The following is a 25372-nucleotide window of genomic DNA, read 5'->3' on the forward strand; positions in this document are numbered from 1 at the left end:
CGGTATGTCCCGATCAAACGCTCCGGAGTGCCAGAACATGCCTGTTTTCCTCGACACGACGTCGTCTGAATTCGAGACCGCCTTCAAAACACTATTGTCCGCCAAGCGCGAGGACAGCCCGGATGTGGACGCCGTTGTCGCTGAGATTATCGATGACGTGCGGAAACGCGGCGATGCGGCGGTGATCGAACTGACCGCCAAGTTTGACCGGCTGGAGCTGACCCCCGAAACATTGGCCTTCAGCGCTGAACAGATCACTGAGGCTGTGGATCAGGTCTCGGCCGAAGATCGGGCCGCGCTGGAATTGGCTGCCGACCGTATCCGGACCTATCACGAAAGGCAGATGCCTGAGGATCACGCGTGGACCGATGAAGCAGGCGCAACGCTGGGGTGGCGCTGGTCTGCAGTGTCGGCTGCTGGTCTTTATGTGCCCGGCGGGCTGGCATCTTATCCGTCATCAGTGCTGATGAACGCAATCCCGGCCAAGGTTGCGGGGGTCGAGCGTTTGGCCATCGCGGTGCCAACGCCGGACGGGCAGGTGAACCCGTTGGTCCTGCTGGCGGCGCAGCTTTCCGGTGTGGATACAGTCTATCGTGTAGGCGGTGCACAGGCGATTGCCGCACTGGCCTATGGCACCGACAGTATCGCGCCCGTCGACAAGATCACCGGGCCGGGCAACGCCTTTGTCGCCGCCGCCAAGCGCCGCGTTTTTGGAAAGGTTGGCATAGACATGATTGCCGGCCCGTCCGAGATTCTGGTGATTGCCGACAAGGACAACGACCCCGACTGGATCGCGTTGGATCTGCTTAGCCAAGCAGAACATGACGAAAGCGCGCAGTCGATTCTGATTACAGATGACGCCGGGTTTGGGCAGGCTGTCGCCAAAGCCGTCGATAAAATCCTTGAAACCCTGCAACGCCGCGCAATCGCGGGGGCCAGCTGGCGTGATTTCGGCGCGATCATCACCGTGCGTAATTTGGACGAGGCGGCGGCATTGTCGAACCGCATCGCGCCCGAACACCTTGAGTTGTGCGTGGCCGACCCGGTCGCGCTGAGCGCCAAGACTGTCCACGCTGGCGCTATCTTCCTGGGCCAGTACACGCCCGAGGCCATTGGAGACTATGTTGGCGGCCCCAACCACGTACTGCCGACGGCCCGTTCGGCCCGCTTCTCCTCGGGTCTCAGCGTGATGGATTTTCTCAAGCGCACCACACTCAGCCAAATGACACCAGAAGCCCTGCGTGCAATCGGACCAGCAGCTGAGCAACTGGCACAATCCGAAAGCCTAGAGGCGCATGGGCTGTCTGTCACGGCGCGGCTGAAGCGCCTGAATGGCTGAAGGTTTATGGCTATGGGGTCACACCTGCTGTGAACCTGTATTGGTTTTCATGGATTGGGCTTGAAACATATGGGTGTTCAACGGCGCCCTAGCCGCAAGACGACCCGGTACAAAGGAGCCAGACTTGGAACGCGTGGCAACACTCTGGATCGGCAAACGGTTTAGTTTTCTAGAGCATTTGTGCCTGAAATCCTTCGCGGATGTGGACCAGAAGCCGATCGTCTACCACTATGGCGACCTCGAGGATATTCCGGATTACATCGAGGCGCGTGACGCACGTGAAGTATTTGATACGTCCGAGATTTACTGCGACCCGATCACCCGATCCGTTGCCGTTCATGCGGATCTGTTCCGCCTGAAGCTTATGCAGGATACCGACTATATCTGGGTGGATGCCGATGCCTACGCGAACAGACCGTTCGAGACCAAACAGGGTTACTTGTTTCCTAAGGCGAATATGAAACGTCGACGTATGATGAATGGTGTTGTTGCCTTGCCAAGCGACAGCCCGGCATTGAAAAAAATGTGTGATTTTGCTTTTGACAGTGACCTTGTTCCGCCCTGGTGGGCAGAGGATCGGCGAAAGAGCTACATCGACATATTCGGCAGATCAACTGTCTGGAGTTTGCCGCTTTCGACCTTTGGGCCACCTTTGTTCTTTCACTACATTTATGACACGCCGGAACATGATATGTGTTCTGCCCGCGCCGAGCTTTACGCGATTCCTCTTAGGTACAGAAAGCACTGGAACGATCCGGATATGTCGGCGCTCGAGTTTCTGGACTGGCAGAACAAAATGTCCGTGCATTTCTTTGGATCTTGGTTTCGGAAGATTTTTCAGGGTCGTGAAATCGCCAAGGGCTCGCTTGTCGACACCCTGCTGCGGAAGCACGGAATCGACCCTTCGGATCACCCGTTGTAGCGAGTTTGTCAGGAAATGGTCTGTGTGCGTTGCCCATTTAATTTTGTTGCTATAAGTCTGTCCCGACCTGAACGGACCACGCCTTATGACTCGTATCTCGCACATCGAACTTGACGACCGAAACCTGCCTCCGCCGACCCCCGAGATTGAGCAGGAGCGTAAGGTTGCGATCTATGATTTGCTGGAAGAAAACAGCTTTGCGCTGCCGGTGCGCGATGACCGTGTCACGCCTGATGGACCATACCGTGTGCAGCTGTCGATCCGCGATAAGCGGCTGGTCTTTGACATAGCCACCGAGGCCGAGGAAAAGGCAGCTGAGTTTCACCTGTCGCTGGGGCCGTTCCGGCAAGTGGTCAAAGATTATTTTCAGATCTGCGAAAGCTATTTCAACGCGGTAAAAACCCTGCCGCCCAGCCAGATCGAAACCATCGACATGGCCCGTCGCGGCATCCACAACGAAGGCAGCCGCGTCTTGCAGGAGCGACTTGAAGGTAAGGCCGACATAGATACCGATACCGCGCGTCGCCTTTTCACGCTGATCTGCGTGCTGCATTTCGGGGGCTGACGCGTGAAGCCTTTACCGCAGTCGGTCCTGTTTTGTTGCGACCATAACGCGGTTCGGTCCCCTATGGCCGAAGGGCTCATGAAAAAGTTCTATGGTACGGGCACTTATGTGCAGTCCGCCGGTGTGCGAAATGACCTTGAGATTGACGGATTTTGCATTGCTGTCTGTCAGGAAGTCGGCGTTGAACTGTCCCGCCATCGGTCCCGCTCGTTTGATGAGATGCAGGAATGGGGTGACGACCTCAGCTCGTTCGACTTGATCGTTGCGTTGTCTCCAGCCAGTCAGCGCCAGGCTCTGGAATTGACGCGCATTTTTCACTTGGATGTCGATTATTGGCCAATAATGGACCCTACCGGACTGGGCGAAAGCCGCGCAGACAAGTTAATTCACTACCGACAGACCCGCGACCAGATCATTCAGCATCTCAAAGGTCGCTGGGGCGAACCTACGGAGTGACCATGAACCAGACCGTCAAAACCTATTTCGACGCTTTCAATGCCGGTGACGTCGACGGCATGCTGGCTTGCCTGTCAGATGACGTGGCTCATCACGTGAACGAAGGCCAGATCCGCACTGGCAAGGAAAAATTTGCAGCCTTCTGCGCCCATATGAACCGCTGCTACAAGGAACACCTGACGGACATCGTGGTGTTTGAGGCCGAAGGCGGCACCCGCGCTTCGGCCGAGTTCACTGTGAACGGCACCTATCTGCAAACGGATGAGGGTTTGCCCGAAGCCCACGGCCAGACCTATCGCTTGCCCGCTGGGTCGTTCTTTGACTTGAAAGACGGCAAGATCACCCGCGTTACCACGTTCTACAACCTCGCTGACTGGACAAAGCAGGTTTCGAATGGCTGAGGTTACAGCTGTCCGCCCCCTGACTGGCGCGGCGCTGACAAGTGCTTTGGACGATGTGGCGCGTTTGCGGATTCTAGTGTTTCGGGCATGGCCGTATCTGTATGACGGCGACATCGATTACGAGCGGAAGTACCTGCAATCTTACCGTGACAGCGACAAAGCGGTCGTTGTTGGAGCGTTCGATGGTGACCGCCTGATAGGCACTTCAACCGGTGCCCCTCTGACCGATCACGCTGATGATTTCGCCGCCGCCTTTGAAGGCTCGGGCCTGGACCTGACCGACATCTTCTACTGCGCCGAATCTGTCCTTTTGCCGGACTATCGGGGGCAGGGGGTTGGGCATAAGTTTTTTGACCTTCGCGAGGCACACGCGCGCAAGCTGGGCTACAGAAAATGCGCCTTTTGCAGTGTACAGCGCGCCCCAGACCACCCCATGCGGCCCAATAATTATCGCCCCTTGGATACCTTCTGGCGCGCGCGGGGATATGAGCCGCTGCCCGGTGTGATCGCGCAGTTTTCGTGGAAGGATGTTGGCGAAGAGGGCGAGACAGCAAAGCGACTGCAGTTTTGGATGCGGGATCTGTAGATAGTTTTCGTCTGCTCTGCGGACAAATCGGTCTTTTGCTGTTCTTGTGCCTTGTCTTAGTCGAGCCTGAACCCGATTTTCATAGCGACCTGGAAGTGACCAACTTCGCCATCCGTTATGTGACCTCGGATATCCGAAACTTCGAACCAATCAAGGTTTTTAACTGTCTCAGCCGCCTTTGAGATACCCGACCTGATAGCTGCATCAACAGATTCCGTTGACGTGCCGACGACATCGATTTTCTTGTAAGTTGCATTCGTCACTTTCATTCTCCCTAAGCTGAACTGGATTATTGGGTGCGTGTTTGATGGCCCCTCGGAACCGACCCTCAGGCTCTCTCATCATTGCCAAGACATCAACTGAATCTGTCTCTTGCAGACTGACAGATGGTTGTATGCTGACATACCAGCACTTTAAAATGAATTGTGTGCTGGTTCACCGGTCAACAATGACGGTTTCGTTGGCCGCTCATTTCCGACAAGAGCAAGGATTGGCAGTCATTCATGCATCCTGCGGCATTTGACAGTTCGGGGTCATAGCGGAAATGGTCACTCAAAACCCAAGGTGTCAGGATGGGGCTATACAGCCCGCGAACTCACACTTAAATTCGCCCGAGTTTGGACCGCAAGGATAGCCCATGAAAGTCGCTACTGCCGCCTATAACCTCGATTGGCTCGACAGCTGGGCGCAGTATGAAGATAAGCTGGACCGCTGGGTCTCAGACGCCGCGGGGCAGGGGGCGGACCTGCTGGTTTTTCCTGAATATGGCGCGATGGAGCTGTCTACGCTCGACGGGGCCGAGGTGGCGGGTGATCTGGAGCGGTCGATCCACGCGGTCTCGGATCGGATGGCGGATGTGCGAAATCTGCACCGGCGCCTCGCGCAGGAGTACAAGACGTACATTTTGGGCGCATCGGCCCCGGTTCTGGATGGCCCTGGTCGACCTGTGAACCGGGCTGCATTCTATGCCCCAGATGGCAAACAGGACCACCAGGACAAACAGATTATGACCCGGTTCGAACGCGAGTCGTGGGATATCGCCCCTGGCGGCCCATTGAAACTGTTCGATACGGCGCTGGGCAAGATCGGGGTGTTGATCTGTTATGATAGCGAATTTCCGTTGCTGGGTCGTGCTCTCAGCGAGGCAGACCTTATCCTTGTCCCCTCGTGTACCGAAGCGCTTTCGGGTTACTGGCGCGTTCGGATTGGTGCTATGTCAAGAGCGTTGGAAAATCAGTGCGTTACGGTTATGGCGTCATTGGTCGGGAACAACGACTGGTCCGAGGCTGTAGATATGAATACCGGAACGGGTGGCATTTTCGGCCCGCCAGACAAGGGCTTTCCGGCCACCGGCGTACTGGCCGAAGGCACACTTAACCACCCCGGTTGGACCTATGCAGACATCGATCTGTCCGCCATCGCGGAAGTGCGTGCCGACGGCCAGGTGCTGAACCGAACGCACTGGGAAGAACAAGCCCCCCGAGTCGAATCGGTCACATTATCCGCCCTTTAGGTGATTCCGCCCTTGAAATAAGCCCCAAATGGGCTCATTTAAGCGCACATCCTCGCAGATTCTGCGAGTGCAACTTAAATGTGGAGACAACATGGCCAAGGAAGATACGCTCGAATTTCCCGGTGTCGTGAAGGAACTCCTGCCTAATGCGACGTTTCGGGTCGAGCTGGAAAACGGCCATGAGATCATCGCACATACGGCAGGCAAGATGCGCAAGAACCGCATCCGTGTTCTGGCCGGCGACAAAGTTCAGGTCGAGATGACCCCCTATGATCTGACCAAGGGTCGGATCAACTACCGCTTCAAGTAACGCCTGCCGCAATGGCGTTTATCTTAGGATCGGGCAGCCCAAGGCGGCTGGACCTGTTGGCCCAGCTTGGCGTGCAGCCCGATGCCATCCGAGCACCCGACATTGATGAAACGCCGCTGAAAGGTGAGCTGCCGGTGCCCTATTGCAATCGCATTACGCGGGCAAAAGTGCAGGCGGTACAGGCCGATGGCGACGATGTAACTCTTTGCGCGGACACCACGGTCGCACTGGGGCGCCGTATTCTAGGAAAACCAGAAGACGCGAGCCAGGCGGCTGAGTTCCTGCATGCTTTGTCCGGTCGACGGCACCGCGTAATCACCTCGGTCGCCGTACGGTGCGGGGACCGCGTTCTGCAACGTGATGTGGTGTCTCAGGTCAAGGTCAAACGCCTGTCAGACGTTGAAATCAACGCTTACCTGGCGACCGGAGACTGGCAGGGCAAAGCAGGCGCTTACGCCATTCAAGGCCCCGCCGGGGCTTTCATCCCGTGGATTTCCGGTTCGTTTACCGGCATTGTGGGTCTACCTTTGTCCGAGACCGCCGCGCTTTTGCAAGGCATCGGCTATCCCCTGTATCGTGAGGTGTCATGAAGGGTCGAACCATCGTTCTGGATCACATCGAAAACCGCGAAGCTGCCGCCCTTATGGTCGACGGCCAGCTGGACGATTTCCTGATTGCAGCTGACGCGCCCGCGCCGGGTACGATTTACCGTGCCCGTGCCGACCGACCGGTCAAAGGGCAGGGTGGCATGTTCCTGACCACGCCAGATGGTCCGGCCTTTTTACGACAGGTCAAAGGGCTCGCACCCGGTGCCCTGATGTTAGTTCAGGTGACGGGCTATGCCGAACCCGGTAAGGCGCTGCCAGTGACCGATCGGGTTCTGTTTAAAAGCCGCTATGCGATCGTCACGCCTGATGCGCCCGGTTTGAATATCTCACGTTCCATCCACGACGAAGATGAGCGTGACCGCCTTCTTGAAATCGCTCATGAGAGCATGGAGGGCAGCAGCCATGGCCTGATCCTGCGGTCCTGTTGTGAGGGCGAAGGTGCGGCTGAAATCGCCGGAGATATCGGCGCAATGCTGGCCCATGCGGATCAGGTTTTGAACGATCCGGGAACTGAGCCCGAGCTGCTGCTGGAAGGTGACGGACCCCATGTTCTGGCCTGGCGCGACTGGACTGACCCAGCTGAGGTTGTGACACAGCTGGGCAGTTTCGAAACGCATGGCGTATTGGATGCATTGGACGTGGCGCGTGGTATTTCCGAGCCACTGCCCGGAGGCGGGTATCTATATATTCAGCCCACCCGGGCCTTGGTCGCTGTGGATGTCAACACTGGGTCCGACACGTCGATGGCGGCCGGAACCAAGGCCAATTTCGCCTGTGCCAAAGGGCTTGCCCGTGCATTGCGCGTTCGCGGTTTAGGGGGGCAAATCACTCTGGACCTAGCACCAATGCCCAAAAAGGATCGCCGTGGATTCGAGGCCTCTCTGCGCGCTGCGTTGAAGGCAGATTCGATCGAAACCACGCTGGCAGGCTGGACCCCTCTTGGCCACTACGAACTACAGCGCAAACGCGGCCGTATCCCGTTGTCGGAAGTGTTGAAATGAGCTGCCCGATCTGCGCAGAAAAGTCTGTAACCGAGTTTCGGCCATTCTGTTCGAAACGGTGTGCTGATATTGATCTGGCCAAGTGGCTGAACGGGTCCTACGCGGTTCCATCGCAGCGGGAAGAGGACGTTGAAACCGAAGTTTCCGATCCCGAAGCAGAGCAACAACGTCCACATTGAAAAAATGTGAAAAAGCCTCTGGACACTGCCTGTAGCAAGTCATAGAAGGCCTCCACCCAACGGCAAACGCCGTTCCCGTGCCCGGGTAGCTCAGGGGTAGAGCAGTGGATTGAAAATCCTCGTGTCGGTGGTTCGATTCCGCCCCCGGGCACCACTTTATCTGGTAAAGTATTGGTTTCGCATCGGCTTTTGACAGTTGGCTGAAACTGCAGACAAGTTCATCAAAAGATACCTACGTGACCGGCGGTTTTTTACTTCGGTCACCACAAAAGACACGGCTATACATTGCCAGCGACTCCCGTTAAGAGGCGGTCTTTAACCTTGGAAGATGCGCTGATTGCAATACCGCAAGGCACGTATCCCCCGGCTGATACAAAGAACACCACCGTGAAACAGACCATCGCAGATGCGCTTGCCCGCAAGGGTTACGATACTTTGACACAAGTCCAACAGGCCGTGACACAGCCTGAGCTGGAAGGGCGCGATATGTTGGTGTCGGCGCAAACCGGATCGGGAAAAACCATCGGGTTCGGGTTGGCGATTGCACCACAGTTGCTGGGCGAAGATGAGACGTTCGGGGCGTCCGGTGCGCCGTTGGCTTTGGTGGTTGCGCCTACGCGGGAACTGGCCATGCAGGTCAAGCGTGAACTGAGCTGGCTTTTCTCTGATGCCGGCGCGTTTCTGGCCTCGTGCGTCGGTGGCATGGATATGCGTGATGAACGCCGGGCTTTGGCGCGGGGGGCGCATATTGTTGTCGCAACGCCGGGGCGACTGCGCGATCATATCATGCGTGGTTCCATTGATCTGACCGCGATCCGGGCCGTGGTTCTGGACGAAGCGGATGAAATGCTTGACCTTGGATTTCGCGAGGATCTTGAGTTCATCCTGGATGAAACCCCGGCGGAGCGGCAAACGTTGCTGTTCTCAGCTACGGTCCCACGCGCCATTGCTAGCCTGGCAACCAGCTATCAGCGCGATGCCGAACGGGTGAGCACTGTCAGCGAGAAAACCCAACATGCCGATATCGAATATCGTGCAATGATGGTGGCGCCGCGGGACGGGGATAACGCGATCATCAATGCGTTGCGGTACTACGAAGCCCCCAACGCCATCGTTTTTTGTAACACGCGTGCGATGGTGTCACGATTGACCACGCGGCTTTCCAACCGCGGGTTTTCTGTGGTGGCACTGTCTGGTGAGCTGACGCAGAGTGAACGCTCTAACGCGTTGCAGTCGATGCGTGATGGGCGTGCGAGGGTATGTGTGGCGACAGATGTCGCGGCGCGCGGGATTGATTTGCCGAACCTCGATCTGGTGATCCACGCCGAGCTGCCCAACAGTCACGAGACGCTTTTGCATCGCTCTGGGCGCACGGGCCGGGCAGGGCGAAAGGGCGTCAGCGCCCTGGTGGTCGAACCGTCATCGCGGAAAAAGGCCGAGCGCATTCTGAAATTCGCAAAGCTCACGGCGGATTGGGGCGTCGCCCCGTCTTCGGATGAGGTGAACGAGCGGGATCAGGCGCGGATGCTCGCCTCGGATGACTGGCAGGTTGAGGTTACCGAAAGCGAACATGACGCGGTTCAGCACCTGGTTGAAAAATTTACCCCTGAACAAATAGCGGCAGCGTATCTACGTCAGTATAAATTGCGCCATTCAGCACCGGAAGAGTTGGCCCCGGTTACGGCGGACCGCCCCAAACCCCGCGCCGCCTTTGGTCCGAGCGTTTGGTTTTCCTTGTCGGAAGGTCGCAACCAAAATGCTTCGCCGCGCCATTTGCTGCCGATGATCTGCAAGGCCGGTGATCTGACCAAAGACGATATCGGTGCGATCCGGATTGCCGATGATGTGTCTTACGTCGAGATCCGCGAAGCCAGTGTTGCGGGCTTTCTGGCGGCTGTTGGACCGGGTATGAAAATCGAAGGTTCGAAAGACGTTGTGCGCTTGGATGGCGCGCCTGACGTGCCAGCGTTTGAGCGTCCAAGGTCCAACCGCCCACCCAAGGGTAAACCGCGCCCGCGCAAAGGGGACACCACCCCCGTTGATTGGAACGATGCCCCGACGCCCCGTAACCGCAAACCCAAGCCCGAAGATCGCAAGCCCAGTAAAGCAGCGGAACGCGGTTTCAAACAGACCCGATCAAAAGAACATGGCTCGACACCGCACCGCGACTCGTCACTGAGCGAGCCGGATGTTAAATTCACGGCAACGAGCGCAAAGAAGAAAACCCACAAAACGCCCGCTAACAAGAGCAAAGACGGAAGCGTAAAGCCCGGCGGTAAACCCACCAAAGGCCCGCCGCCGCCCAAGGGAAAACCCAGCAGCAAGAAAAACCGCGCCCGCGTTTCAGCCGCGAAAGCGGGCAAGGGCGGAGATGCTGTGCCGAAACGGCGCAAGACTTAGCACCGCTCAATGTGGCCGCAGCAACGCGCCAGCGGTCATATTCCCGTCGACGCTCAGGTCCGAGCGTCGACGATTTCGAGTATCCGGTTACGCTGAATCTTACCCGATGGCCCTTTTGGCAGATCACGCAGGATGTGAACCTCGTCAGGGGATTTGAACCGACCCAGCTTGGTCTCACAAATCTCCAATAGGGTCAGCGGCGTCAGCTCGGACCCTTCCCTGATTTTGACAGCGGCCTCGACGGTTTCGCCATAGCTGCGACAGGGGCGTGCAAAGGCTGCGGCTTCGACAACGTCGGGGTGGGAATAAAGCGCCTCGTCAATCTCACGCGGTGCGATGTTTTCGCCGCCCTTGATGATCAGCTCCTTCAGGCGGCCGGTGACATAGACGTATCCATCCTCATCCATACGCGCCAGATCGCCGGTGCGCAGCCATCCATCGGCCGTAAATGTGCCCGCAGTCGCATCTGGGTCCTTGAGGTATTCAAGCATCACGTTCGGGCCGCGTATGACCAGCTCTCCCTCGGTTCCGTGCGGGACGGGCTGTTGGTTCGCATCCCGGATCGCGGCGTCGTTTCCATAGGCGACGCCCGGTGAGCCGATTTTGCGCACACCCGGCGGAAGTGGGTTCGACAGGATCTGCGCGGCGGTTTCGGTAAGCCCCATGGTTTCGACGATAGGAACGTCGAATCGTTCTTCGAAAGCCCGTTGTACGTCCGGTGCCAGCGCGGAAGAGGCAGAGCGCCCGAACCGCAACCGCTGGCGGGTTTGGATGTCCGGATTGGTGTCGGATTGCAGCAGATGAGAGATGATGGTCGGGACTACCGAAAACCAAGTTGCCTCAGTCTTTCCAAGATTGTCCCAGAACCGGCTGGCCGAAAACCGTTCGCACATAGCCAGGGACCCGCCCGAAACGAGGGTTCCCATCACAGTCACGCACAGACCGTTGATGTGATAGATCGGCAGGACGCAGAAACCGCGATCCGTGTCGGTCAGCTCATGTGCGACAGCGGTGGTCCAGCCGCCTGCCAAAAGGCTGGAATGGGTATGAACAACGCCCTTTGGTCTGCCGGTTGTGCCTGAGGTGTACATGAGAAGGGCATGATCATCGGGCGTCAGGTCGTAAAGCTGGGTATCTGCGTCACCAGCACCGGCGACCTGCAAAGGCTTGGTCACGGCAGGGTCGGCTGTTCGGCCAAACAACTCTGATTGATCCGGGTGCACGAAGGCAAAGCGTGCGACGCTGTGTTCAAGGGCGTAGGCCACGGCACTGTCGCCAGCGACGAGATTGATCATGGTTGCCCGGAATCCGCCATAGAGAACGCCGAACAAGGCGATAAGGGCCTCGCGGCAATTAGGATAGACAAGGGCGACGCTTTCGCCTTTTTGCGCCCCAAGGCTGGTCAACATGCTTGCGACGTTTTTGGCCGAGCCGTGCAATTCAGCCCAGCTCAGATCCTGTGCGCCATCGGGAAAAACAAACCCGGTTCCGCCCTGATCGGCTCTTAGGTCGAGCCAATCGCGGACCGTTCCTTTGGGCGGTTCCATCATTGGTCAGCCTCCCTCCAATACGCGCCGAATACGTCCTCGAGCGCGGGTTCGCGTGGGGCTATTTCACGCACAATTTTGGTGGTCTGGACGAAGTGCCGCCAATGCAGGTTGGTATCGATAGAGTTTCCGCCCCAACTGCCGCATCCCATAGATAGAGAGAAAGGCATTCCGTTGGTGAAGCTGCCGCCCGTGGCAAAGGTATGGGCTTGGTTCACGATAACTCGGCAGGTGGGCAACTCTCGACCCAGCTCAATGGCGCGTGCGTCGTCGCTGGTGTGAATGCCGACCGAATGTCCGGCTCCCTGATAGGCCAGGACGCGCGCTGCTGTGGCCTTGGCAGCCGCATAGTCCGACGTCCGGTACAGCGCCAGAACGCGGCTCAGCTTTTCTCCGGACAGGGGATGATCGGGACCGATCCCATCGGTCTCTACCGCCAGAAACTTTGTGCCTTCGGGTGCTTTGTCTGCCATCCCCAACGCATCAAGCATCTTGTCGGCGTCCTGAGCGATCGCGGATCGGTTGAGGTGCCCGTCCGGCCAGAGACGCGCAATGATACCTGCGGCATCGGATGCGGGGACCAGCGCGCCACCTTCGGCGGCCATTGCTGCGACAAAGTCATCATAGACCGCGTCTACCACCACAACTGCGTTTTCGGACGAGCACGAAGTCGCATTATCAAAACACTTTGACGCCGTGATCTTGGCTGCCGCCGCCGACAGATCGGCGGTTTCATCGACAATCACGATGACATTGCCTGCACCAACCGCGACAGCCGGTGTGCCGCAGGACTGAGCGCGGTGAACGTTGTTCTGACTGCCGGTGCAGATCACCCGATCCGAGGTCTCCATCAGCCGTTGGGTTTTGGATTTTGATCCCGGTGCGGGGATCATCTGAACCAGATCCCGATCCAGACCCAGCTTGTCAAACTCCGCGTGGATGAAGCTTAGCAGCTTCTCACAGGATGCCACGCCCTTGGGCGAGGGGGCGACGACGATAGCATTGCCACCTTTGAGAGCATTAATGATGTTGTTGGCCGGTGTTGCGGCCGGATTGGTCGAAGGAACCACCGCGCCTACGACGCCGATCGCACGGGCGATTTCTGTGATCCCTGTTTCAGGATCGTCGCTGATGATGCCATATGTCTTTGCCTCGGCAATGTCGCGCAGAAGACCCAGAGTTTTGCGATGGTTCTTGGTAATCTTGTCGGGGACATTGCCCAGTCCGGTGGTTTCAACCGCCAGTTCTGCCAGTGCCTGATTGCGTGCGGGTTCCATGATCGCCCAACCTGCCGCCAGCGCCGCCTTGTCATAGAGCGCCTGACTGCCAGTTGCCTCATAGGCAGCCTGAGCCTTGCGTGCCTGTGCCACGATCCGGTCCACTTCGGCGATTTCGGGGGCTATGTCGTTTGGAGCGTTCATTTTGGTCCTCGATTGGTTGTCCGGGGCGGGTTCTGCCCGCCCCGATTGGGGTCGGTTAAAGACCAGCCAGCAATTCGTTCAGCGTTTGCTGGCGCTGCGCCCACATCTCGATCACTTCGTCACGTGTCATGATGTGCATGGGCGAGCCACCCGCCTCCATCTTCTTGGAAACGCGAGAATTGGCGAACATCTCGGGCACGGTTGCGGCCAATTTTTCAATCACCTCAGGAGGTGTTCCCTTGGGCACCATTACACCCCGGAAATTGACCGAGGAGTTGTCCACGTCCAACCCCTGTTCCATCATCGTCGGAACATCCGGCAGAAACGCATTGCGCTCAAGATCAGCAACGCCGAGGATCTTCACATTGCCCGCCTCTTGCGCGCGGAACGCATCGGACAGGTTGTTGATGCCGCCCATGACTTCACCAGCGATGACGGCCTTCATGGCTGCTGCTCCGCCACCTTTGGTCGGGATGTAGGCCATCTTGGTCCCGGCTGCCTTGTCGATCTGCAGTGCCGCGATGTGGTGGCCCACAAAAAGGCCCGCGCCGGATACCGTCAGCTTGCCCGGGTTTTCCTTGGCATAGGCGACAACGTCATCCATCGAGTTGAACTCACTGTCGGCACCAACCACGAACACGGCCGGGTCTGCGCCCCAGTTCGCGATGGGTTCAAAGCTGTCGGTCGAATATTCGACGCCACCCTTGATCGACTGGGCGATGAAATGAGGAACGTTGTACGCACCCAGCGTATAGCCATCTGGATCGGCCTGAGTTGCGAACCAGTTCCAGCCAACGCGCCCACCGGCACCGGGCTTGTTGATGATGGCGATGGGCATTCCTAGCGCATCCTCGTTGCCCGAGGTCATGGTGACGATCCGTGCCTGAAAATCGGTCGCGCCTCCGGCTCCGTAACTGACCATCATCATGATCGGCCGTTCGGGATATTCCTCGGCCATTGCCGCGCCCGTCAGGCCCGTCAGAGCCATTGCTGCCCCTGCAATTAATCGTTTCATTTTGCGTTTCCTCCCTGATTTAGTTCATCCGCGCATTTGCGTGTTCAGAACAGAATTTCTCTTGGTGTGTAGACGTTCAAAAGCATGGCAAAGAGCCCGTACATCACCGCCACAAAGACCGCTGTGATGATCCCACGTTTGATCCAGGTTTTGACCTCGTTGTGGGGCGCGGGGTCATAGATCGACAGAAGGGTAAAAAAAGCGATGGTTGTCGCGGTGTAGAACCCCAGCGTTTTCGCCGCCCAGAAAACATAGATCAGCGTGATGATCAGACCCGGCAGCATGTTCACGAACATTGTCCGCGTCACGCCGTTTCCGACCTTGGACAGACCCATGACCGCTTTGCCAAATGTCCATCCGGCCAGAACCACAAAGACCGTTGCTATGAGGCGTGGGAACAGGAATGCCTCGGCGGGTTGTTGCGTGTAACTGACCCATGCGACCCACAGGCCAACTGCAAAGACCAGACCTGACCCGAATACGTGCTGTGAGCGGTTCATGCCTGTGCCTCCTCTTTGGTGGTGTAGCGGCGGCTGCGCAGTTCCATCCAGACCGAATAGGCGATCGAGGCCAGTACCACGGCGATCAGGAACAGGTTCAGCCCTCCGGTCATGAAGTACGACGCCTTGCCCACGGTCGCGTCAGCGATCATTCCACCCTGGATGAAGTTGGCCTCGGCGATTGGCCCGAGGATCAGACCCAGTACCAGCGGCGCGGCCGAGAAACCGAAGCGTTCCAAAAAGAACATCCCGATTCCGAGGCACGCCATGACATAGACATCACCCATAGAGCCCTGAACCGAGTATGCACCGAAGACCGACAAGGCCAGAACGATGGCGGCCATGACGGATTGCGGAACCTGAGCAACACGGGCCGCAAGCCCTGCAACATAGAGTCCGAAGATACACATCAGCACCTGGCCAATCAGCATCGAGTTGATGAAGGTCCAGGCGACATCGGGGTGATTGTCGAACAGGTCTGAGCCCGGGAAAATCCCGTGGATCAGCAACCCGCCCAACAGCACGGCGGCAGTCGGGCTGCCGGGGATGGACAGCGTCAGCAGCGGGACAAGCGAAGGGCCAACCATTGCGTTGTTGGCGGATTCCGCGGCGATGACGCCCTCGGAATGGCCGGTGCCGAACTTTTCTTTTTCCGACGAGAACTTCTTGGTCTGGTCATAGGCGACAAGGCCCGCGATCTGCCCACCGACACCGGGGATCAGGCCGATGATCGAGCCCGTCAGCGTGCCGATGCTCAGCGCGCGCGTGCGGCTGAACAGTTCCTTGAACGCCGCCAAGATCGAGTGGCGCTGCACTTCGATCACTTCAGCACCTGTGTTGTGACGCCCTTTGGCAAACATGGTCAGCACCTGTGGGATCGCAAACAGGCCAATCAACGCGGCAATGATGTTTATGCCGCCGCCGAGGGCAGGGTGGAAGATAAAGCGTTGTGCCCCCATGATGTCGTCGAACCCGATCGTGGCCAGCCACAATCCGATACATCCGGACAGCAGCCCTTTGACCACCGACGCGGAATCCAGTGTGCCAATCACCGTGACCCCTAGAATGGCCAGCCAGAACAGGTGCGACGGGCCAAAGGCCAGCGCCCATTGTGCGAGAACCGGCGTCAGAAAGATCAGCAGCAGAACACCAAAGATGCCGCCCACGGCCGATGCCAGAAAAGACAGCTGCAAGGCGCGAGCACCTTCGCCTTTTTTGGCCATGGTGTGCCCGTCCAGAGTGGTGGCGATATTCGCCGGAGCGCCAGGGATCTTCAGCAAGATGGCACTGACCGCTCCGCCAGCCACGGTCGAGGTATAGGCCGCCCCCAGCAGGATCAGGCCTTGCGCGGCCTCAAGTTGAAAGGTGAACGGGATCAACAGGGCCACCGCCATCGTTGGCGACAGGCCCGGTGTCGCGCCCAGGATCAGCCCTCCGATCGTGCCGCCCAAAAGCAGCAGGAACGACATCGGCGTGAACACATCTCCGAAGTAGTAAATGAATTCCATCCTGGGCCTCCCAACCCGTCCGTTCGCACTTTTACCTTTGTTGACAAATCAGGTTAGGGGATGAAAATAGTATTGCAAATGTTTTCATAAATTTGACCGGATAGGGTAAAATTATGGCTAATTTTCAAAAGGGTAAGGTGGATATTGTGGCCGTTGCAAAGGCTGCAAAGGTGTCGCCATCTACGGTTTCACGTACCTTCAATCACCCCGATCTGGTCAACCCGGCGACTCGCAAAAAGATCAACAAAGCGGTGCAGCGCTTGGGATACATCCGCAACCGCGCCGCCCAAACGATGCATGGAAAACGGTCGGGAACAATTGGCCTTGTGGTGCCCACAATCAACCATGCCATTTTTTCCGAGGTTATTCAGGCCTTTTCGGATTCGATCGACCAGGCAGGATTCAGCCTGTTGCTGGCGTCGCATGGGTATGACCTAGATCGGGAATACGCGATGGTTCGCAAGTTTCTTGAACATCGCGTGGACGGCGTGGCGCTGGTCGGGTTGGAACATTCCAATGCCACTAACCGCTTGATTAAACAGCAAAAGATTCCCGCGCTGGCAATCTGGAATTACTCAGAAGAATCACCCCTGCCTTGCGTTGGTGCGGACAACCATCTGGCCGGACGATTGGCGGCCGAACACCTGCTAGATTTGGGACACCGTGACATCGGGTTGATCTTTCCCGAAACTCAGGGGAACGACCGCGCGCAGCACCGCCTTTCCGCAGTGCACGACGCGTTGGGCGAACACGGGGTTTCCGTACCTGATGAGCATGAAACCCAAGCGCCGTACAGTGTTTCTCAGGCCAAGCAGGCGGCCTTGGCCCTTTTGACGACGCCGAAACGTCCGACGGCATTGCTGTGCGGCAATGACGTCATTGCGCAGGGGGCGCTGTTTGCTGCCCAAAAGCTTGGTTTAAGCGTTCCCGATGATCTGTCGATAATTGGTATCGGAGATTTCAAGGGCTCAGCTGACGTCGAGCCGGGCCTTACAACCATCCGCATTCCCGCAGAAACCATCGGAGCACTGGCCGGTGAGAAATTCACCGACTTTATTACGTCGGATGACCCCAAGCATTTCAGCATCCGCTGTGATTTGGAATGTGTCGCCAGACAAACGACCCGTTCGCTGGCGACCTGACAGGCCTGGGCAGAATAGTTAGGCTATGATTGCCTCAATCTTATCCAGCGTGGCTGCATTGACTGCAACGCCGTCGGTCTGTGCCTGCCTGCGCTTGCCGCCGCGTCCATCGCCGGGCAGATGCGCTCCGTTCTGTGCACGGATTGCGCCGACCAACTCGCTGATCCCCGAAGTAAACGCATCGCCAGAGGTGGCGGTCGGGTCGATCGCAATGAAGAACTGCCCGGTCTTGGGGGGGCCACCGGCGGTGCCGGAAAAAGGCGCGGCGTTAATGCCAAGGGTCGCGCCGGTCAGGGCTGCGGCCAGTACCTCGGTCAGCAGGGCAACACCGACGCCTTTGTAACCGCCTGACGGTGCCATCGACCCCTTAAGGCCGACATTCGGGTCCGTGGTCGGATTGCCATCTGCGTCCAGAGCCCAGCCAACCGGAATCGGTTTGCCTTCGCGGGCGTGTTTCATGACCTCGCTTTTGGCAATCGTGCTGGCGCTTTGGTCGATCAGCAGGGCAGGCTGGCCGTCCGCACCCGGTGCCGCGATCGAGAAAGGGTTGGTCCCGACGACGGGTTTCGCACCTCCCGAGGGCGCGATCGAGGCCGGAGCGTTGGTGAACCCCAATCCCACCAATCCGGCCTGCGCCAAACGGTACGTATGGTAGCCAAGGACACCGCAGTTATAGCTGTTGCGGATCGACAGCGCCGCGATCCCCTGTTCACGCGCGGCTGGGATAAGGGCCGAAAAACCCATATCAATCGCGGAATGGGCAAAGCCGGTTGCTGCGTCCACGTTCACTGCGCCGGGGCGTGGGCGCGACAGTTCCGGTTGGGCTGTTCCGTCCACTTTCCCACATTGCACGTGCTCGCAATATATCGGGATGTAGGCCAGCCCGTGGCTGGCAACCCCGTCCGCCTCGGTTGCCGCGGTGGCAACGGCCAATGGCCGGGCGTTGGCTTCAGATGTTCCTGCGGTGACAAGCGCGCGGAAGGCGAGATCTTCGATCTGCTCAAGGCTCAGGGTACGGGTTTCGATCATTGGGGCCTCTTTAATCGTTGTCGGATAAGCCCGCTCCGGCCCCGCGCAGGCGGGATTCCTCGGTGGCGGGGGCGTATGTGCGGTGGGCGAACCGGTTCAGAATGTTCCAATCAGTTGGATCAGGTTCCGCCCGTGTTCGACGGGGGACTGGTGCGGTCAGTTGGCCACCGATTTGCACCGAAACCTGTTGTGCCCTATCCGAAAGTGGGGCGTTCAGGGACAGGTCAAATCCGTCGGTTTCTACCTGTGCACGGTCACAGTCAACACTCACGCAGGTCTGTAACACGCGCGCCGCATTTGCCGCGAACGGAAGCAGCAAGGCAGGCACAGCTACGTTCTTTATCTCAATCGGGGCTGAGTTCAGTTGGTGCGCACAATCTGACAGCAATGCGCCAGTCACTAAAGGGCAAAGCTCGCTATCACTCTGCCATTCTCCGCTCAGATCGGCCGGGGAGTGTTGTTTAGGTGCGCGCGTCAATTCCAGTTGCAGCAGCTGAGCCAAAGCACCGGTGCCGTTTTGCCCCCGCGCGCACAGCCAGCGTGTTGCTTTCGCGGCTTCCTCGGCCAGTCCCCAGCTATATCCTGCACCACGCGCCGCGCGCTTTGCGGTGGCTTCGATCTCATTTAGCGAGACGTTCATGAAGATAGCTCCGGGTAAACCCACAAGTCTGCTGTGCTGGTATTCAGGTCTTCAGGGTAAGGCGCGCCAGCGTACATGCAGATACGGACCCAGCGGTCCGAGCGCGGATCAAAATGCGTGGCACCGAAAAACGACAGCTTGGCCCGGAGCATATCGATGGGCATGACGTCTGCGCTTATCGTGTTGTCGCGAAGCTCGCCATACGGGGCTACAACGCCGATCTGCGCGCGCCGCACCGTGTGGCGGTGCTCGGGATGGCGCAGTAGGAACTCGGCTATCGACCTGTCGTCCTGCCAATTCTCAAGATCCGCATAAGCCAGCGCGGCGTCTCTGGCCGGTGCAAGGGGCTGTTCATATTCGGCAATCGGTTCCTCGAACCGTTCACCAAGTCGCGGTTCCAGCTTTTCTTCGGACACGTACCAGGCGCGCGCGCAGTTCGCCTCGGCCGACCAATCCATATCCAGTGCCCAGCCAAAGCGATCGTGGATCGCGGCACGGAGTTGATCGACAGTCATGCCTCCATCAATAACCTGTGCCTGAGCATTCCCGTCAGCCATACAACCGGTCAGGCCATCCACCAGCTCGCCATAGGGTTCCAGAACAAGCGACGCGAGCAGTTCCTGACCTTCTTCGCCAAGTGTGGTTACTGACCAGCGGATGAGCCGATCCCACGGGCGGTCCTGCGTCAGGTCATTTTCGTCCAGATAGCCGGAAATGGCTGTTAGATCGGCATTCAATGAGGCAATCTTTTCAATCTGGACCGGATGCTCGGATCGCCACCACGACATCGATAACTTGCTGCGATCATAGATGTCCCGAAAGTGTCGGGCTTCGTCCTCTGACGCTGATTGCAGAGACCGAACACGTGCCAACGCCTCTTCGCGCGCCATGATCCAGTTGTTGAACAATACCGGGTGATTGACGATGAATGGAGCCATCCCCAATCCGGTTGAGTTTCCGATGCCCAGCCACTGTGCAATCTCGGGGTTCAGTTCAGCCGTCCGCATGCCGCCTTTGGCGAGGGCCATATGTTGCACCAGATCGCGGACAAATGTTCGCGTCAGGTAGACCGACAGCATTTCCGCCTGAAAGGGTGCGTGCAGTTCTGGCCGGTTCGCAATCTTCTCGCGATCCGCGGCGCCGAACTTGCCCGATCCGTAAACGGCTGTCGTCCGCATCAGGTAGCCGACTTTATGGATTTGCTCCAAGTCGGGCTGTTGTCCGGCAGCCAACCTGTCAACCACGTGTTTCCACAAACGCACGGACCGGTTGGCACGAGACAGGGACAGCTCGCTTTCGCTTACGCGCCCTGCCTCTTGCAACGGAACGTTTTCTGACAGGCGTTGGATGTCCTGCTTCGTTGGGATGCCATCGAATAATGCGAAAGTGGCGTCCCACGCCTCAGCGATCACCCGGTCCGACCGTTGTTCGGGCGGCAGGTCATGGGCGAACGCAACCAGCGAATAGGCGCGATCCGGACCTTGCGCCGTGTAGACTGCGTGGCCGACGCCGTTTTCGTCGATCTCAAAAACAGGACGCGTAAAGGCCCAGTTCTCGCGCGCCATACGTCGGGTCAGTTGTCGCATAAAGCTGAGTCTGCACTGATGCAGCGAGCCCAGCCGCGACAGGCGCATAACCTGCGCAGGATCGCGTCGCGGGATATCAGTACTGACGTGGTTCATGCGGTTTTTGATCCAAAGTTCAGATCGAAAAAGCGGTACCAGTTTCCGCCCATGATGCCCGAGACTTCTTCGGCGTTCATGCCAACGTTGCGCAGCCCGGTTTCGATATTTCCGAAGTCGCGATTATCCTCGAACCAGCTGGGCATCGGAGGAAAGCCGGGATTGCTGGCTGAACCTTCGCCGTAGTCGATTTCCTTGGTCCAGCGACCAACGCGCATCCATTCGACGATGCTGTCGGGCTGATCCTGACACAGGTCAGTTCCAATCCCTAGATGTTGTGCACCGTATTTGTCGGCCGTACGGGCAATCATTTCGCAAAAACTCTCTAACGTGCAGTCGGACTTGTCTTTCAAGTGATGAGGGTAGACCGAAAAGCCCAACATCCCACCGTTTTCCGTGACCGCGCGGATCACCGCATCGCGCTTGTTGCGCAGGGCAGGGGACCATTCGTGCGGGTTGGCATGCGTAATGGCGATGGGACGTTCGGAGATCTCGGCCGCTTCTATGGTCGAACGATCCGCCGAATGGCTCATGTCGACTACCAGACCCACACGGTTCATCTCTTTGATGACCTGTTTGCCCATGCGGGTGATGCCGGTGTCCTCGGCCTCGTAACACCCGGTCGCCAGCAGGGACTGGTTGTTATAGGTCAACTGCATGAACCGCGCGCCCAGATCGTGCAGGATTTCCACCAGCCCGATATCATCTTCGATGGGCGACGGGTTCTGGAACCCAAAGAACACGGCCGTCCGCCCGGTTTCCCGGGCGATGTCGATGTCGCTGGCCCAACGGCCTTTCATGATCAGGTCTGGAAATTGCTCAAACCAGCGGTTCCACTTTTCAAAGTTCAGAACCGTTTCGCGAAAGTTCTCGTGATATGAGATGGTGACGTGGATCGCATCCACGCCCCCTTCGCGCAGTTGGCGGAAGATTTTCTCCGACCAGTTGGCGTATTGCAGCCCGTCGATGCGCATCAGACCGGGGTCCCGGCGCTGATGTATGCAGTTTTGACCGTGGTGTAGAACTCCGCCGCTGCCTTGCCCTGCTCGCGTGGACCGTAAGAGCTGTCACCGCGTCCGCCGAAGGGCACGTGATAGTCGGTGCCCGCAGTCGGAAGGTTCACGGTCACAACACCAGTGCGCGCGTTGCGGCGGAAATGGGTCGCGCGGGCGAGGCTTTGCGTCACGATCCCCGACGTCAGCCCGAAATTGGTGTCGTTAACTACGCTCAGCGCTTCGTCATAGCTGCCGACCTTGATGACGCTGGTCAGCGGCGCGAACATCTCTTCGCGGTTGATCCGCATATCGTTGTTGGTGTTCAGGAAAACGCCGGGGGACATGTAGAACCCGTCATGCGGCATCTCAAGCCGCTGACCACCGCAGGCCAGTTCTGCGCCCTCAGATTTGCCCAGATCGACATAGGCGAGGTTTTCGCCCAGCTGCTGTTCGCTGACGACCGGCCCCATCTGAACGCCCTCTTCCAAAGCGTGGCCAACTTTCATCGCCTGGGCACCGGCCACGAGCTTTTCGACAAACGCATCATGCACACCGGCATGAACGACCAGACGCGAGGACGCGGTACATTTCTGACCTGTTCCGCCAAAGGCTCCGCCCAGTGCCAGCGTGACCGCGAGATCGAGATCGGCGTCGTCCATGACGGCCAGCGCGTTTTTCGATCCCATCTCCATCTGAACTTTGGTCAGGTTCTGGATCGCAGCGGCGGCTATACCTTTGCCAACTGGAACGGAACCGGTGAAGGAAATCGCGTTGACCTTGGGGCTTTCCACCAAACGCTGACCGATCGAGCGGCCCGACCCCATGACAAGGCTGAATAGCCCTTTTGGAATGTCCTGACGTTCGATGATTTCGGTCAGGGCCACGGCAGAAGCCGGCGTGATGTTGGCGGGTTTCCAGACAACTGCGTTGCCATAGCACAGCGCCGGAGCAATCTTCCACGACGCGGTCGCAGTCGGGAAGTTCCACGGGCTGATGATGGCAACCACGCCCACGGCTTCGCGGCGGACGTCAATTTCAACACCGGGGCGGACGCTGTCGGCGTTTTCACCGATCTGGCGCAGGCATTCGGCTGCGTAATAGGTAAAGAACTGACCGGCGCGGTAAACCTCGCCCTTGCCTTCGGCCAGCGGCTTGCCTTCTTCGCGGGCCAGCAGGGTGCCCAGCTCTTCGGCGCGCGACATCAACTCGTTGCCGATGTTCATCAGAACCGCTTGCTTGCGCTCGGGACCGTAGGCTTCCCATTCTGCCTGTGCAACACGCGCCTGATCCAATGTGGCCTCAAGCTGATCGGCGCTGGCCTGAGCAAACATGCCAACCAGATCGCTCAGATCCGAAGGATTGCGGTTTTCAATTTCGGTCTCGCCCGCCAGCCATTCGCCAGCAATCAGGTTCAGTTTTGTCACGATGCGCCCCAGAGTCATGAAAATTGGTCTGGCGCAGAATGGCTTTTTGAGTAGATATCAGTCAAACTCAAATAAATTGAGCAAACTTCAGAAAAGGTGAAGCTTGGCGATCAAGATCGAGACCCTGCGATGCTTTTGCACTGTCGCCCAAACCGGCAACCTGATCGAGGCGGCCGACCGGCTGGGCCGGACCCAGTCGGCGGTGTCTATGACCCTCAAGCAGTTTGAAGATGAACTGGGCAAAAAGCTGTTTGAAGGTGAGCGAAAGAACCAACTGTCGCCTTTGGGATTGCAGGTCTTCGAGGTGGCATTGAAACAAGTCCGCCAGTTCGATCAAGCCGTCCTGGATATCATGGCCGCAGCAAAAGCAGAGCACGGGTTGCTGCGCATCGCGTCCGTTCCATCGGTTGCGGCGCTGATTTTTCCTAAGGTTCTGGCCTATGTCACCGAGCGCTTTCCCGGCGTAAAAGTCGAATTGCGTGACACAGATACTCAGCAGGTATTGGACGCACTGGTTGAGGGTAAAGCGGATATTGGCATCGCCTCAGGTCAGCACGCGCTGAACGGAGTTCGGTCGCTTCCATTGTTCGAAGACAGGTTTGGGCTGGTATGCGCCTCTGATCACCGTTTGATACGACAGCCAAATATGCCAACAATTGACGAAGTCCTGACACTTCCGTTTATACGAAACGCGCTGTGCGATCTGATTCAATCGCCCAAGTTCCGGGCATCCGAAGCGCAGGCGGATGTTACTGTTCACAACACCCATTCCCTTATCACAATGGTCAAGACCGGGGATTGGGTAACGGTGTTGCCGCAATCGGTCGCCAGTTTTATGCCCGAGGCGACGGCGTTTCGCGAAATTGCGGATTTGCCCGATCAGCGCCAGGTCTGCCTCTATGTCAGTGAACATGCGCGGTTCAAGCATCTGACCGAAGAGGCGGTCGCTTACATTCTGGAACTGGGCGCTGCCTGATGGCAGAGTACGAGTTCACGGCCAATTTTCGACAAAGCCGAAACATTTCTATGATAATATCGAATTTGAGTGCTTCTTGGACGTAACGCTTGATGGGTGACGCGTCACCATGTTTCAATTTTTCTTGCCGGGTCGGCGCATCGTGCGGCTGACCCAAAAATGGGAAAGCATCGGCTTTCCGACTTTGTTTGCAAGGTGCACCACGGCCCCCGGGCATAGAAAAACAGCGCCGCAGACGTCCAACAAGGAGACACAAATGAAAAAATTAGCCACGTTACTGGGAGGCGCATCCGCTGTGATCGCTGGACCCGCCCTTGCTGCTGATATCGTGATCGGCGTGCCGAACTGGCCTTCGGTAAATGCGACGGCACATATTTTGAAAGTTGCGATCGAACAGAACCTCGGTCTTGAGGTTGAACTTCAGAATGGCACCAACCCGATTGTGTTCGAGGCGATGGACTCCGGTGCCATGCACGTACACCCCGAAGTTTGGATGCCCAACCAACAAAACCTGCATGATACCTACGTAAAAGATAAGGGAACGGTTACGTTCAACGCGAATGGCGTTGAAGCCTTTCAGGGTATGTGCGTCGACAAGGCAACCGCCGAAGCACATGGCATTACGTCCATTGAAGACCTGACAAATCCCGACAACGCCGCGCTGTTCGACAGCAACGGTGACGGGCAGGGTGAGCTATGGATCGGTGCGCCGGGATGGGCGTCGACCAACGTCGAAAAAATTCGGGCCAAATCCTACGGTTATGACCAAGTTTTTGAACTGACAGAAATTGACGAGACAGTGGCTTACGCGAATCTCGACAATGCAATCAAAGCGGGCGAGCCGTGGGTTGGGTTCTGCTACACGCCGCACTATGTGTTTGCCCTGCATGACATGCAGATCTTGGAAGAACCGGCGTACGACGCAGCCAAGTGGAACGTGCTGCAGCCCACAGACGACCCAGATTGGCTGGAAAAATCCGAGGCCGGCGTTGCCTGGGATCTTGCCTACCTGCATTTGCACTTCGCAAAGTCGCTTGAGGAAGAATATCCGGAAGTGGCGACCATGCTGTCCAACATGAAACTGGATACGGACACGGTTTCGGCGATGACCTTTGCATTGGTGATCGAAGGCCAAGAGCCTTTGGCTTATGCCGAGGAATGGGTCGGTGCGAACGAAGATGCCGTTCTGGGCTGGATGTCAAATTGATTGACG

General features: G+C 57.8%; 26 protein-coding genes and 1 tRNA gene. 16 read left to right on the forward strand and 11 right to left on the reverse strand.

Annotated features, from left to right (window positions below):
- Positions 1 to 37: 37 nt before the first annotated feature.
- The 6 genes from hisD (at position 38) to AC2FJF_RS11255 (ending at position 4269) form a co-directional block, all read left to right on the forward strand.
- Positions 38 to 1339, forward strand: a complete 1302-nt coding sequence (hisD, locus tag AC2FJF_RS11230; RefSeq protein ID WP_496725487.1) for a histidinol dehydrogenase — start codon at positions 38 to 40, stop codon at positions 1337 to 1339.
- 124 nt (positions 1340 to 1463) lie between these two features.
- Positions 1464 to 2261 carry a hypothetical protein gene (locus AC2FJF_RS11235; protein ID WP_496725488.1) on the forward strand — a complete coding sequence of 266 codons (798 nt, stop codon included), beginning with the start codon at positions 1464 to 1466 and terminating at the stop codon, positions 2259 to 2261.
- 85 nt (positions 2262 to 2346) lie between these two features.
- Entirely contained in the window at positions 2347 to 2826 is a 480-nt protein-coding gene (locus AC2FJF_RS11240) for a UPF0262 family protein (protein ID WP_496696377.1), read from the forward strand.
- Positions 2827 to 2829: 3 nt separating this feature from the next.
- Complete coding sequence (locus AC2FJF_RS11245) at positions 2830 to 3282, forward strand: arsenate-mycothiol transferase ArsC (RefSeq protein ID WP_058275393.1); 453 nt, start codon at positions 2830 to 2832, stop codon at positions 3280 to 3282.
- A gap of 2 nt (positions 3283 to 3284) precedes the next feature.
- Positions 3285 to 3683, forward strand: coding sequence for a ketosteroid isomerase-related protein (locus tag AC2FJF_RS11250; protein WP_496725489.1), 399 nt, complete (start codon positions 3285 to 3287; stop codon positions 3681 to 3683).
- A complete protein-coding gene (locus AC2FJF_RS11255) occupies positions 3676 to 4269 on the forward strand; it encodes a GNAT family N-acetyltransferase (protein WP_496725490.1) in 594 nt (197 codons plus the stop codon). Before AC2FJF_RS11250 ends, AC2FJF_RS11255 begins: the two co-directional genes overlap by 8 nt.
- A gap of 56 nt (positions 4270 to 4325) precedes the next feature.
- Here AC2FJF_RS11255 and AC2FJF_RS11260 read toward each other — a convergent pair whose 3' ends face one another.
- Positions 4326 to 4532: a dodecin gene (locus tag AC2FJF_RS11260; protein WP_496725491.1), complete on the reverse strand. Its 207-nt coding sequence runs from the start codon at positions 4530 to 4532 to the stop codon at positions 4326 to 4328.
- 374 nt (positions 4533 to 4906) lie between these two features.
- Between AC2FJF_RS11260 and AC2FJF_RS11265 the strand changes: the two genes are divergently transcribed.
- From AC2FJF_RS11265 to AC2FJF_RS11295, 7 genes are all read left to right on the forward strand, one after another.
- The gene (locus AC2FJF_RS11265; protein ID WP_496725492.1) at positions 4907 to 5782 is read left to right on the forward strand and encodes a carbon-nitrogen hydrolase family protein; all 876 of its coding nucleotides are present in this window, start codon (positions 4907 to 4909) and stop codon (positions 5780 to 5782) included.
- A gap of 91 nt (positions 5783 to 5873) precedes the next feature.
- A complete protein-coding gene (gene infA / locus AC2FJF_RS11270) occupies positions 5874 to 6092 on the forward strand; it encodes a translation initiation factor IF-1 (RefSeq protein WP_005978431.1) in 219 nt (72 codons plus the stop codon).
- An 11-nt stretch (positions 6093 to 6103) separates the two neighbouring features.
- Entirely contained in the window at positions 6104 to 6682 is a 579-nt protein-coding gene (locus tag AC2FJF_RS11275) for a Maf family protein (protein WP_496725493.1), read from the forward strand.
- Positions 6679 to 7701, forward strand: coding sequence for a ribonuclease E/G (locus AC2FJF_RS11280; protein WP_496725494.1), 1023 nt, complete (start codon positions 6679 to 6681; stop codon positions 7699 to 7701). Before AC2FJF_RS11275 ends, AC2FJF_RS11280 begins: the two co-directional genes overlap by 4 nt.
- Positions 7698 to 7880, forward strand: a complete 183-nt coding sequence (locus AC2FJF_RS11285) for a DNA gyrase inhibitor YacG (RefSeq protein WP_109312468.1) — start codon at positions 7698 to 7700, stop codon at positions 7878 to 7880. The genes AC2FJF_RS11280 and AC2FJF_RS11285 overlap by 4 nt, the downstream gene beginning before the upstream one ends.
- A 79-nt stretch (positions 7881 to 7959) precedes the next feature.
- Positions 7960 to 8034: transfer RNA gene (locus AC2FJF_RS11290), tRNA-Phe, on the forward strand.
- Positions 8035 to 8267: 233 nt separating this feature from the next.
- Positions 8268 to 10280, forward strand: coding sequence for a DEAD/DEAH box helicase (locus AC2FJF_RS11295; protein WP_496725495.1), 2013 nt, complete (start codon positions 8268 to 8270; stop codon positions 10278 to 10280).
- 53 nt (positions 10281 to 10333) lie between these two features.
- On the opposite strand, the gene AC2FJF_RS11300 is transcribed toward AC2FJF_RS11295, so the two are convergent.
- From AC2FJF_RS11300 to AC2FJF_RS11320, 5 genes are read right to left on the reverse strand one after another with little or no spacing between them, the layout of a single operon-like run.
- Complete coding sequence (locus tag AC2FJF_RS11300; protein WP_496725496.1) at positions 10334 to 11830, reverse strand: AMP-binding protein; 1497 nt, start codon at positions 11828 to 11830, stop codon at positions 10334 to 10336.
- Positions 11827 to 13248: an acylating sulfoacetaldehyde dehydrogenase gene (gene sauS, locus AC2FJF_RS11305; RefSeq protein WP_496725497.1), complete on the reverse strand. Its 1422-nt coding sequence runs from the start codon at positions 13246 to 13248 to the stop codon at positions 11827 to 11829. Before sauS ends, AC2FJF_RS11300 begins: the two co-directional genes overlap by 4 nt.
- A gap of 55 nt (positions 13249 to 13303) precedes the next feature.
- The gene (locus tag AC2FJF_RS11310) at positions 13304 to 14263 is read right to left on the reverse strand and encodes a Bug family tripartite tricarboxylate transporter substrate binding protein (RefSeq protein WP_472723032.1); all 960 of its coding nucleotides are present in this window, start codon (positions 14261 to 14263) and stop codon (positions 13304 to 13306) included.
- Positions 14264 to 14307: 44 nt separating this feature from the next.
- Positions 14308 to 14763, reverse strand: a complete 456-nt coding sequence (locus AC2FJF_RS11315; protein WP_496725498.1) for a tripartite tricarboxylate transporter TctB family protein — start codon at positions 14761 to 14763, stop codon at positions 14308 to 14310.
- Complete coding sequence (locus tag AC2FJF_RS11320) at positions 14760 to 16271, reverse strand: tripartite tricarboxylate transporter permease (RefSeq protein ID WP_496725499.1); 1512 nt, start codon at positions 16269 to 16271, stop codon at positions 14760 to 14762. Before AC2FJF_RS11320 ends, AC2FJF_RS11315 begins: the two co-directional genes overlap by 4 nt.
- Before the next feature lie 113 nt (positions 16272 to 16384).
- Between AC2FJF_RS11320 and AC2FJF_RS11325 the strand changes: the two genes are divergently transcribed.
- Entirely contained in the window at positions 16385 to 17413 is a 1029-nt protein-coding gene (locus AC2FJF_RS11325; RefSeq protein ID WP_496725500.1) for a LacI family DNA-binding transcriptional regulator, read from the forward strand.
- Between the two features lie 18 nt (positions 17414 to 17431).
- On the opposite strand, the gene AC2FJF_RS11330 is transcribed toward AC2FJF_RS11325, so the two are convergent.
- From AC2FJF_RS11330 to AC2FJF_RS11350, 5 genes are read right to left on the reverse strand one after another with little or no spacing between them, the layout of a single operon-like run.
- Positions 17432 to 18442, reverse strand: coding sequence for an Ldh family oxidoreductase (locus AC2FJF_RS11330; RefSeq protein ID WP_496725501.1), 1011 nt, complete (start codon positions 18440 to 18442; stop codon positions 17432 to 17434).
- Positions 18443 to 18452: 10 nt separating this feature from the next.
- Positions 18453 to 19082 (reverse strand): DUF3726 domain-containing protein, encoded by a 630-nt coding sequence (locus AC2FJF_RS11335; protein ID WP_496725502.1) that lies wholly within the window; start codon positions 19080 to 19082, stop codon positions 18453 to 18455.
- The gene (locus AC2FJF_RS11340; protein ID WP_496725503.1) at positions 19079 to 20764 is read right to left on the reverse strand and encodes a hypothetical protein; all 1686 of its coding nucleotides are present in this window, start codon (positions 20762 to 20764) and stop codon (positions 19079 to 19081) included. The genes AC2FJF_RS11335 and AC2FJF_RS11340 overlap by 4 nt, the downstream gene beginning before the upstream one ends.
- Positions 20761 to 21738, reverse strand: coding sequence for a membrane dipeptidase (locus tag AC2FJF_RS11345; RefSeq protein ID WP_496725504.1), 978 nt, complete (start codon positions 21736 to 21738; stop codon positions 20761 to 20763). The genes AC2FJF_RS11340 and AC2FJF_RS11345 overlap by 4 nt, the downstream gene beginning before the upstream one ends.
- Entirely contained in the window at positions 21738 to 23201 is a 1464-nt protein-coding gene (locus tag AC2FJF_RS11350) for an aldehyde dehydrogenase family protein (RefSeq protein WP_496725505.1), read from the reverse strand. Before AC2FJF_RS11350 ends, AC2FJF_RS11345 begins: the two co-directional genes overlap by 1 nt.
- An 85-nt stretch (positions 23202 to 23286) precedes the next feature.
- Here AC2FJF_RS11350 and AC2FJF_RS11355 point away from each other — a divergent pair, with 85 nt between their 5' ends.
- Both AC2FJF_RS11355 and AC2FJF_RS11360 read left to right on the forward strand, forming a co-directional pair.
- Positions 23287 to 24159 carry a LysR family transcriptional regulator gene (locus AC2FJF_RS11355; RefSeq protein ID WP_496725506.1) on the forward strand — a complete coding sequence of 291 codons (873 nt, stop codon included), beginning with the start codon at positions 23287 to 23289 and terminating at the stop codon, positions 24157 to 24159.
- Positions 24160 to 24415: 256 nt separating this feature from the next.
- A complete protein-coding gene (locus AC2FJF_RS11360) occupies positions 24416 to 25366 on the forward strand; it encodes an ABC transporter substrate-binding protein (protein WP_058279528.1) in 951 nt (316 codons plus the stop codon).
- Positions 25367 to 25372 lie beyond the last annotated feature (6 nt).

It is taken from the genome of Ruegeria sp. CDSB013 (genome assembly GCF_059611165.1).

What these genes read in the sequence shown, in the direction of transcription:
- AC2FJF_RS11240 (WP_496696377.1), top strand. Translation starts at nt 2,347, where the DNA reads ATGACTCGTATCTCGCACATCGAACTTGACGACCGAAACCTGCCTCCG.
- hisD (WP_496725487.1), top strand. Translation starts at nt 38, where the DNA reads ATGCCTGTTTTCCTCGACACGACGTCGTCTGAATTCGAGACCGCCTTC.
- AC2FJF_RS11315 (WP_496725498.1), bottom strand. Translation starts at nt 14,763, where the DNA reads ATGAACCGCTCACAGCACGTATTCGGGTCAGGTCTGGTCTTTGCAGTT.
- AC2FJF_RS11330 (WP_496725501.1), bottom strand. Translation starts at nt 18,442, where the DNA reads ATGATCGAAACCCGTACCCTGAGCCTTGAGCAGATCGAAGATCTCGCC.
- AC2FJF_RS11300 (WP_496725496.1), bottom strand. Translation starts at nt 11,830, where the DNA reads ATGATGGAACCGCCCAAAGGAACGGTCCGCGATTGGCTCGACCTAAGA.
- AC2FJF_RS11265 (WP_496725492.1), top strand. Translation starts at nt 4,907, where the DNA reads ATGAAAGTCGCTACTGCCGCCTATAACCTCGATTGGCTCGACAGCTGG.
- AC2FJF_RS11320 (WP_496725499.1), bottom strand. Translation starts at nt 16,271, where the DNA reads ATGGAATTCATTTACTACTTCGGAGATGTGTTCACGCCGATGTCGTTC.
- sauS (WP_496725497.1), bottom strand. Translation starts at nt 13,248, where the DNA reads ATGAACGCTCCAAACGACATAGCCCCCGAAATCGCCGAAGTGGACCGG.
- AC2FJF_RS11285 (WP_109312468.1), top strand. Translation starts at nt 7,698, where the DNA reads ATGAGCTGCCCGATCTGCGCAGAAAAGTCTGTAACCGAGTTTCGGCCA.
- AC2FJF_RS11335 (WP_496725502.1), bottom strand. Translation starts at nt 19,082, where the DNA reads ATGAACGTCTCGCTAAATGAGATCGAAGCCACCGCAAAGCGCGCGGCG.
- AC2FJF_RS11255 (WP_496725490.1), top strand. Translation starts at nt 3,676, where the DNA reads ATGGCTGAGGTTACAGCTGTCCGCCCCCTGACTGGCGCGGCGCTGACA.
- AC2FJF_RS11280 (WP_496725494.1), top strand. Translation starts at nt 6,679, where the DNA reads ATGAAGGGTCGAACCATCGTTCTGGATCACATCGAAAACCGCGAAGCT.
- infA (WP_005978431.1), top strand. Translation starts at nt 5,874, where the DNA reads ATGGCCAAGGAAGATACGCTCGAATTTCCCGGTGTCGTGAAGGAACTC.
- AC2FJF_RS11250 (WP_496725489.1), top strand. Translation starts at nt 3,285, where the DNA reads ATGAACCAGACCGTCAAAACCTATTTCGACGCTTTCAATGCCGGTGAC.
- AC2FJF_RS11340 (WP_496725503.1), bottom strand. Translation starts at nt 20,764, where the DNA reads ATGAACCACGTCAGTACTGATATCCCGCGACGCGATCCTGCGCAGGTT.
- AC2FJF_RS11350 (WP_496725505.1), bottom strand. Translation starts at nt 23,201, where the DNA reads ATGACTCTGGGGCGCATCGTGACAAAACTGAACCTGATTGCTGGCGAA.
- AC2FJF_RS11345 (WP_496725504.1), bottom strand. Translation starts at nt 21,738, where the DNA reads ATGCGCATCGACGGGCTGCAATACGCCAACTGGTCGGAGAAAATCTTC.
- AC2FJF_RS11360 (WP_058279528.1), top strand. Translation starts at nt 24,416, where the DNA reads ATGAAAAAATTAGCCACGTTACTGGGAGGCGCATCCGCTGTGATCGCT.
- AC2FJF_RS11310 (WP_472723032.1), bottom strand. Translation starts at nt 14,263, where the DNA reads ATGAAACGATTAATTGCAGGGGCAGCAATGGCTCTGACGGGCCTGACG.
- AC2FJF_RS11325 (WP_496725500.1), top strand. Translation starts at nt 16,385, where the DNA reads ATGGCTAATTTTCAAAAGGGTAAGGTGGATATTGTGGCCGTTGCAAAG.
- AC2FJF_RS11275 (WP_496725493.1), top strand. Translation starts at nt 6,104, where the DNA reads ATGGCGTTTATCTTAGGATCGGGCAGCCCAAGGCGGCTGGACCTGTTG.